The 7965-nt window shown below is 60.8% G+C and carries 7 protein-coding genes and 1 tRNA gene; 6 read left to right on the top strand and 2 right to left on the bottom strand.

Annotation, left to right across the window (positions count from 1 at the left end; translation table 11 throughout):
- Window positions 1-234: hypothetical protein (locus HMPREF3101_RS12280; protein WP_210386171.1), on the top strand; the 234-nt coding region annotated here is incomplete at its 5' end.
- 32 nt (window positions 235-266) lie between these two features.
- On the opposite strand, the gene HMPREF3101_RS05210 is transcribed toward HMPREF3101_RS12280, so the two are convergent.
- On the bottom strand, window positions 267-4928 hold the full coding sequence (locus HMPREF3101_RS05210) for an ATP-dependent helicase (protein ID WP_070463391.1): 4662 nt from the start codon (window positions 4926-4928) through the stop codon (window positions 267-269).
- Window positions 4929-4966: 38 nt separating this feature from the next.
- On the opposite strand from HMPREF3101_RS05210, the gene HMPREF3101_RS05215 reads away from it, so the two are divergent.
- From HMPREF3101_RS05215 to HMPREF3101_RS05235, 5 genes are all read left to right on the top strand, one after another.
- Entirely contained in the window at window positions 4967-5740 is a 774-nt protein-coding gene (locus HMPREF3101_RS05215; RefSeq protein ID WP_070463393.1) for a 3'(2'),5'-bisphosphate nucleotidase CysQ, read from the top strand.
- The gene (locus HMPREF3101_RS05220; RefSeq protein ID WP_070463394.1) at window positions 5740-6540 is read left to right on the top strand and encodes a thymidylate synthase; all 801 of its coding nucleotides are present in this window, start codon (window positions 5740-5742) and stop codon (window positions 6538-6540) included. The genes HMPREF3101_RS05215 and HMPREF3101_RS05220 overlap by 1 nt, the downstream gene beginning before the upstream one ends.
- The gene (locus HMPREF3101_RS05225) at window positions 6540-7022 is read left to right on the top strand and encodes a dihydrofolate reductase (protein WP_070463396.1); all 483 of its coding nucleotides are present in this window, start codon (window positions 6540-6542) and stop codon (window positions 7020-7022) included. The genes HMPREF3101_RS05220 and HMPREF3101_RS05225 overlap by 1 nt, the downstream gene beginning before the upstream one ends.
- Window positions 7022-7309, top strand: coding sequence for a mycoredoxin (locus HMPREF3101_RS05230; protein ID WP_210386172.1), 288 nt, complete (start codon window positions 7022-7024; stop codon window positions 7307-7309). The genes HMPREF3101_RS05225 and HMPREF3101_RS05230 overlap by 1 nt, the downstream gene beginning before the upstream one ends.
- Before the next feature lie 45 nt (window positions 7310-7354).
- A tRNA-Arg gene (locus tag HMPREF3101_RS05235) sits at window positions 7355-7427 on the top strand.
- A 98-nt stretch (window positions 7428-7525) separates the two neighbouring features.
- Here the strand turns inward: HMPREF3101_RS05235 and HMPREF3101_RS05240 are convergent.
- Window positions 7526-7965: integrase core domain-containing protein (locus HMPREF3101_RS05240; RefSeq protein ID WP_141737365.1), on the bottom strand; the 440-nt coding region annotated here is incomplete at its 5' end.

A 7965-nucleotide genomic window follows, 5' to 3' on the forward strand; every position in this document is an offset into this window, starting at 1 on the left:
CACCACGGTGTTACTAAATGCACGCGCGCAACACTTATCCCCGAGTTATTCGCTTTTGCAGCGATCGACCATGATCCAAGCGACTGTTACACACAAATTGATACGTTGCGAGGCGGCTTCGGCGCAGCGGCAGGAAGTCTTACATCGGATGTGACGCAAGACGAGATGTGTGAGCTTGCGATTGAAACCACCGAGCAACTCTTCCTGAAATTCGGCACAGGCAATGTCCACTAAAGTGTGCACGCAAAAGGTTCCATTCCTCGACCTCAGTCGTCGAAACTGAGATGGATTCCCTCGCCATCGGCGCCTTTTAACTCGCCCAGCGCTTCCGTAATACTGCGTCCGCGACGCTTCGGCGGCGCCAACACCTTCGCACCGATCCTCACGCCCTTATGCGTCACCGTTGCGCCGTATTCCTTCAAGGAGAAGGCAGACTCACCGTTGAGTTTCTCCACGTTGATAGGCTGCATCCGCCTCGCCTGAACAACGCTGGCGAGGGCATCCAAGACCAGTGGCATCGGGTCTTCAACACCGTCTGGGAACGTGTCGAAAAACGTGGTCATGGTTTTCCCACCCCGGGTGACGTGAGCAGCCAGCAAGCCGTCTATCAGCACTACCATTGCCCCGGCCGCACGCGTCGGACCCTGCGCCGGCCACGGCAGCGCAGCCCCGTAGGGGTTCGCCGGGTCGGTCGCGGCCAGCACGTGTACCAAAGGGTTGCGGGCACCCGACGGCCAGCCAACCACGTCATCGGAATCCTGCTGGCCACGCAGCCGGTCAATCGTGGCCGGGGTGGAAAACTGCGAGGCACCAAGGCCCTCAATCAGGTAGCCGCGCATCGCCTTGCCTGATTCCTCAAATCCCGACAGCGTCTTATACGCCAGCGCGAACCCGCCGAGGATGTCCTCAGCCACCACAGATCCGCGAGTCACCACCCCGTAGCGGTCCAGCAAACTCTCCCCCAACGCGACAGAGCGGCGCGTGGGGTCACTATCAGGCGTGGGCGTAAGCGACCAGCGCCCCACCATGTCAGGTGGGACCGTCGAAGCAAACGATGTTCGCCCCGAGCGCACCCTGCTTCGTTGCGGCCTCCGACGCGCCCGGTGAGCTGTCTTCCCACCCGCTAACCGGGCGCGGATCGGGGTGAAGGAGTCGGGCGAGAGGAAACCAGCCTCCACCAAGTCCCACATGGCTTCGCGCAGCTCCTCGGCGGTGGTGTGCTTGGCCTCAGCGACACCAAGCAAGTCTTGGAACAGGAACCCGCCACCGCGGCGCACCTTCTCCATCACCTGGGATTGGGTCAGCGATAACAGGGGTTCTTCCACCTGCGGCATGAGCTGTGCCGCGTAGTCAGCAGGCAGCAGCATTATCCACGGGTCACGCGCTCCGGCCTTACCAGCGCCGACGATGGTGACTTCGCCGTTGGCGGTGAGCTCGTCGAGCATCGTCGGCGAGTAATCGCCAACGCGGGACGGGAAGATATGCGATTCCCAGGCGCTTGCCGGCAGCCGTACCCCGGCGAGCTGTTCGATCACCGAGTAGACACCGTCAGCGCCCCGCAGCGCAGGCGTAACCCCCACCGAGGCAACGTTCGACCAGGCAGGTAGGAACCGTCCGTAGGCCGATTGCGACACGGGCCGGGTCTGGGCGCGGGCCGCTGCAAGCGAACGGGAGCGGATGATGCGTAAGACCTCGGCAGCAACGTACTCCTGCTCCTCTACGCCTTGGCGGTAGCGGCCCTCAATCACCTTGCCGTTTTCTATAAGGCGCGACAGCGGCTCATACGCGGCACCCACCGCAAGCCCGAACGCATCCGCTAGATCCCGCAGCGTAAACGGCCCGCGGGTGCGCACCCAGCGCCCCACCAGTTGCGCCAAAGCGTCAGGGATGGTTTGCACCTGGGCAGCAACGCCGGGAGGGACGGGCACACCTAAGCCGTCGCGAAGCAGCGGCGCATCCAGCACCTGGGCAACATGCTCGCGCCCGCCGATACGCACCCGCATCATGCGTTCCCCAAGCGCCTGCTCCAAAGAGGTCAGTGGTACCGAGGTGTAGGTAGCAAGATCGTCGAGAGGCACAGGTCCGACGATGCGCAGCGTGTCGGCGAACTGCTCGCTCGTGGAGGCACGGCCCACCCGACGCAGCGAGGTGTCCACCTGAGCAATAATGTCCGCATCCAACAGCTCGCGCAGCTCAACCGTGCCCAACAGTTTGGCCAGCAATGACGGGTCCAAAGACAACGCCGCCGCCCGCTTTTCCGCCAGCGGGGTGTCACCCTCGTACATGAACGCGCCGGTGTAGTTAAACAGCAGCGACGAGGCGAACGGACTCGGCTGGTCGCAGGTCACCTCCGCGATGCGCACCCGGCGCGTATTAATATCGCGCATCACCTCCTGCAGGGCAGGCAGATCATAGACGTCCTGGAGGCACTCGCGCACCGTTTCCAAAATGATGGGAAAGCTCGGGTAGTTCCGCGCAACATCTAAAAGCTGCTCTGCGCGCTGTCGCTGCTGCCACAACGGTGCACGCTTGCCCGGGTTGCGGCGCGGAAGCAACAACGCACGCGCCGCACACTCACGGAAGCGCGAGGCAAACAGTGCGGAGTTGCCCACCTGTTCGGTGACAATGTCTGTGATTTCATCGGCGTCGAATTGGAATATCGACCCGTCCGGTTCCTTCTCCCCTTGCGGAAGGCGCAGCACAATGCCGTCATCACCCGCCACAGCCTGGGCGTCCATGCCGGTTTCTTCGGCTACCCGCCAGCCGGTGGCCAGCGCCCACGCCGCGTTGACCCCTTTGCCAAACGGGGTGTGCAGCACTACTCGCCAATCCCCCAGCTCATCGGTGAAACGCTCCAGCACCAGCGTCTTTTCATCCGGCAGGATGCCGGTAGCTTCCTCCTGTTCGTCGAGGTATCGCAGCAGGTTGGTGCGTGCGCGCTCATCCAAGCTTTCGTCCAGAGCCGTTTTTGCTTGCCGACGAAACTCCCCCAACGCCTTGCCCAACTCATAGGGTCTACCCAAGCCATCGCCCGTCCAAAAAGGCAGACGTCCGGTGTGGCCAGGCGCGGGTGAGACCTGCACTTGGTCGCGGGTGATGTTCTCAATACGCCAGGATGACGCACCGAGCGTGAACACGTCGCCCACGCGGGACTCATAGACCATCTCTTCGTCCAGCTCGCCCACGCGTCGAGGTGTTTTCTGCCCTTCCTCTGAGCCGACGAGAAATACTCCGAACATGCCGCGATCCGGAATGGTGCCAGCGTTCGTCACCGCCACCCGCTGCGCGCCGGGTCTGGCCTTGAGCACGTTGCCTTCCAGGATCGCGCGCGGACGAAGCTCTGCGAAGTCGGTCGACGGGTACACACCAATGACCAGGTCGATCACGGAGTCAAACACGTCACGTGCAAGGTCCCTATAGGGCCAGGCTTTGCGTACGGTGTCGTACCACTCGTCCACATCTAAGTCTTCCACCGCAACCGCAGCCACGGTTTGCTGTGCGAGTACGTCGAGGGGGCTGCGCGGTGGTGAAAGCTCCTCGATCAGGCCCTGACGCATACGCGGCACCGTGACCGCCGTCTGCACTAGGTCTGAACGATGCTTGGGGTAGAAAATGCCCTCAGAGACCGCCCCCACCGAGTGCCCGGCGCGGCCGACACGTTGCAGGCCGGAGGCCACCGAGGGCGGGGATTCCACCTGGATGACTAGGTCAACTGCGCCCATGTCAATGCCCAGCTCTAGCGATGAGGTGGAAATCACCGCTTTGAGCGTGCCTTCTTTCAGCATGGTTTCGGTTTGCAGACGCTCTTCCTTTGACACACTGCCGTGGTGGGCGCGTGCGATTACGGGTGCGGCGTGGCCTGCAGTATCCACCATTTTCATCAACTGTGCCGGTGGGCGGCGCGTAGCCACACTTAACGCGTCCGGGTCGTGTTCCTTGGCCCAGAGCTCATTGATCTGGCTTGTCAGGCGCTCCGCGGTGCGGCGCGAGTTCACAAACACAATCGTGGAACGGTGCGCCATCACCTCGTCATACACTGCGCGCTCAATGTGTGGCCAGATGCTTTGGTGGGTGCCGCTGAAGGTTTCTCCCGGGGTGGCGCTATCAAGCAAAAGCCCATCATCAATCACCGCATCGCCGATGGTGGAGGCCTCCTCCGGCACCGGCAGGTCACTCATGTCATCGACCGGCACCCGCACGGCAAGCTCCCACTTCTTCTCCGCAGGCGGGTTGATAATCGTGGTGCGCGGGCCAAGGATGTTAGCCACAGTTGCTAATGGACGCACCGTTGCCGACAACCCAATGCGCTGAAACTTGCCCGCCAGCCGCTCAAGACGTTCCAAGGACAACGTCAGGTGCACGCCACGCTTGGTGCCGGCAAGCGCGTGGATTTCATCCACAATCACCGTGTCCACCGTCTTCAAAATGCCTGCCGCTTTGGAGGTGAGCATGAGATACAGCGACTCTGGCGTGGTGATCAGAATGTCTGGCGGCTTACGCAATTGCCGGTTGCGTTCCGCCTGTGGGGTGTCACCGGAGCGCACGCCAACTGAAATATCCGGCATTTGTTTACCCATGCGCTGGGCCACCCGGGCGATGCCGGCAAGGGGTGCGCGCAGGTTATTCTCCACATCCACCCCGAGCGCTTTCAAGGGCGAAATGTAGAGCACCCGCGTGCCCCCGTGGGTTGAAGTGTGCGCACCATCAATTGGCAGCGACGTCTGACCGGCACGCTCCACCAGGGCGTTAAGCGACCACAAAAACGCCGCCAACGTCTTGCCAGAACCGGTGGGTGCAACCACAAGTGAGTTCTCTCCGACGGAGATAGAACGCCACGCTAAATCCTGCACACGGGTGGGTTCGGCGAAGACCTCCTCGAACCACGTTGCCACCTGGGGGTGGAAGCGATCGAGAACGTTATCGGACACTCGGACCATGTTACGCGGAAGCGGTATGGTTAGAGGCTATGAGCGCCCAGTACTCCGATTCCAGGTTGACCAATCTGATTGCGCAAGGCACCGGCGAGATCCTTAAAGGTATCCGCGGCGTTGGCCTGTTGCGCGGCCGCGAGTTGGGTGAGGCTGGTGATGACCTTGCGCAGAACTGGATCGCCCGCGTGCTGGAGCAGCACCGCCCCGGCGACGCGTTCCTGTCCGAGGAAGCCGCCGATGACCCAACGCGTCTGAACAATAACCGTGTGTGGATCGTGGACCCTTTGGATGGCACGAAGGAGTTCGCCACCGGCCGCCAGGATTGGGCGGTACACGTCGCCTTGGTGGAAGACGGTGTGCCAACCCACGCGGCTGTTGGTCTGCCGGATCTGGGTGTGGTGTTTAAGTCTTCTGACGTGCGCCATGTCTCCGGCCCGTTTGCCGGCAAGGTTGCGGTGAGCAGGAACCGTCCGCCTGCGGTTGCAGAGTATGTGGCCCAGCAGATCGGTTTTGAAACGGCGCACGTCGGCTCAGCTGGCGCGAAGGCCATGCACGTGCTGTTGGGTGACTATGACGCCTACGTACATGCCGGTGGCCAGTACGAGTGGGACCAGGCTGCGCCGGTGGGTGTGTCGCTTGCGGCTGGCCTGCACTGCTCGCGTTTGGACGGCAGCGAGTTGCGCTACAACAACGCGGACACTTACATTCCTGATCTACTGATCTGCCGTCCTGAGCTCGCTGACGACATTCTTGCGGCGTGCGCTTCTTTCTATGACCAGCACGGCAGCTACGAAGGAGTTAGCAACTAGTGACTGTCCCCACTCCGTATGAGGACTTGCTGCAGGACGTTTTCGAGCACGGCGTTGCAAAGGGTGATCGCACTGGAACGGGCACGCGCAGCGTGTTTGGCCGCCAGATTCGCTACAACCTGGCGGAGTCGTTTCCGCTGCTGACAACCAAGAAGGTCTACTTCAAAGCAGTGGTCGGTGAGTTGTTGTGGTTCCTGCGCGGTGACTCGAACGTGCGGTGGCTCCAGGAGCACGGCGTGCGCATTTGGAATGAGTGGGCTGATGACAACGGTGAGCTCGGCCCGGTCTACGGCGTGCAGTGGCGCTCCTGGCCTACCCCGGACGGCCAGCACATTGACCAGATTCAGCAGGTGGTTGACCAGCTGAAGGAGAACCCGGATTCTCGCCGTATATTGGTTTCTGCGTGGAACGTGGCTGAGTTGGACAAGATGGCGCTGATGCCGTGCCACTTGCTGTTCCAGCTGTATGTGGCGGACGGCAAGTTGAGCATGCAGGTCTACCAGCGCTCTGCTGACATGTTCTTGGGCGTGCCTTTCAACATCGCCTCGTATGCACTGCTTACACACATGTTTGCCCAGCAGGCTGGCCTTGAGGTTGGTGAGCTGATCTGGACGGGCGGCGACTGCCACATTTATACCGACCATCTGGAGCAGGTCCGCGAGCAGCTTTCGCGCGACGCCCGTGAATACCCGCAGCTCAAACTGCGCAAGGCTGCGTCGATCTTCGACTACGACTTCGACGACATCGAGGTTGAGGGATACGACCCACACCCGACGATCAAGGCGCAGGTGTCCGTCTAATGGCAACGCTTGGAGCAATTTGGGCACAAAGCCTCGATGGTGTGATTGGCAACGGCGAGGACATGCCCTGGCACCTGCCAGAAGACTTGAAGCACTTTAAAGAAACGACGATGGGCCAGCCGATCATCATGGGTCGCCGTACGTGGGAGTCTTTGCCGAAAAAACCGCTTCCTGGGCGCGCCAACCACGTCTTGTCCTCGCGTGAGCCGGGCGAATGGTCCGATGGCGCCTACGTGTCCACAGACCTGCCGGATTTAGAGACTGACGCCTGGATTATCGGTGGCGGCCAGCTGTATGAGGCCACGCTGGATGAGGTGGACGTTATTGCACTCACGCTTATCGACGCCACGTTGGCTCCCACCCTCACCACGCCTGTGTTCGCGCCGCGTATTAGACCCGAGTTTGCCTGTGTGTCTGACGGCGAGTGGCAAACCTCTACGTCCGGTATTCGCTACAAGTTCCAACGCTACGAAAGGCAATAATGACTACCGTTGAAACTCCTGAAACTACCGATCATGTGACCATTTTTGCGGCGGACTGGTGCCCATTTTGCCAGAAGCTGCGTCAGCGCTTGGACCGTACGGAAACGCCCTACGATCTTGTAGACGTTGAGGCGGAAGGTATGGATGATGTCAACGAGTGGATCAAGTCTGTTAATGAGGGAAACCGCATCGTGCCCACCGTGCTCTACTCTGACGGCACCCACGCCACCAATCCGGAAGCCTCCGCAGTTCGTGCGAAGCTGCGCGAGCTGACTGGCGAAGAGTAAGCCAATTTCAGTACCCGCGTGGCGCTGCGGTAATCTAGCGCCACTGCCCCAGTAGCTCAGTGGATAGAGCACTTCTCTCCTAAAGAAGGTGTCGGAGGTTCGATTCCTCTCTGGGGCACTCTTGTCCTCAGTCGCGACATAGTTGACAACTCAGTCGCGACATGGTGGACAAACCGGTGCCTCGGTTTTTATTTTTCCGAGGTGCCGGTTTTGTTTTTAGGTCAGTGGGGGTTGGCCTTTTCGCCAGTATGGTTTTTGGTAATTGCGGGATGTATCGATGTAGTGCTCGGTGATGATTTCGCCGGTCTCTTTTAACGATGTGGTGACGTGGTTGTCGGTGATGACCATCAGGATGTGCTTGCCGCCGTAGGCGCGTCCGATGCCTAGGTGGTAGAGCCTTCCGGCGTAGCGGATGGTGACCTTGCCGTTGACACCGACGATGTCGTTGCGGATGCGCCATTCGTCATTTGGGTTGTCCGTGGGTTGGGCTTTGGGGCCTGTGGTGTAGGCCTGCTCGGGTGTGCGGCGTCCGAGTGCTCGATGGGGCCGCTGTGTGTTGTAGTACCCAGCGAATTCGTCGAGTTGTTGTTGTAGTTGGGTAATTGTTTCTGCTGGTGGTTGTGCGGGCCCGACCCCCGAAAAGTAGACACCATCAA

The sequence above is a fragment of the Corynebacterium sp. HMSC29G08 genome, from assembly GCF_001806875.1.
GTDB lineage: Bacteria > Actinomycetota > Actinomycetes > Mycobacteriales > Mycobacteriaceae > Corynebacterium.

What these genes read in the sequence shown, in the direction of transcription:
- HMPREF3101_RS05230 (WP_210386172.1), top strand. Translation starts at nt 7,022, where the DNA reads ATGACTACCGTTGAAACTCCTGAAACTACCGATCATGTGACCATTTTT.
- HMPREF3101_RS05225 (WP_070463396.1), top strand. Translation starts at nt 6,540, where the DNA reads ATGGCAACGCTTGGAGCAATTTGGGCACAAAGCCTCGATGGTGTGATT.
- HMPREF3101_RS05215 (WP_070463393.1), top strand. Translation starts at nt 4,967, where the DNA reads ATGAGCGCCCAGTACTCCGATTCCAGGTTGACCAATCTGATTGCGCAA.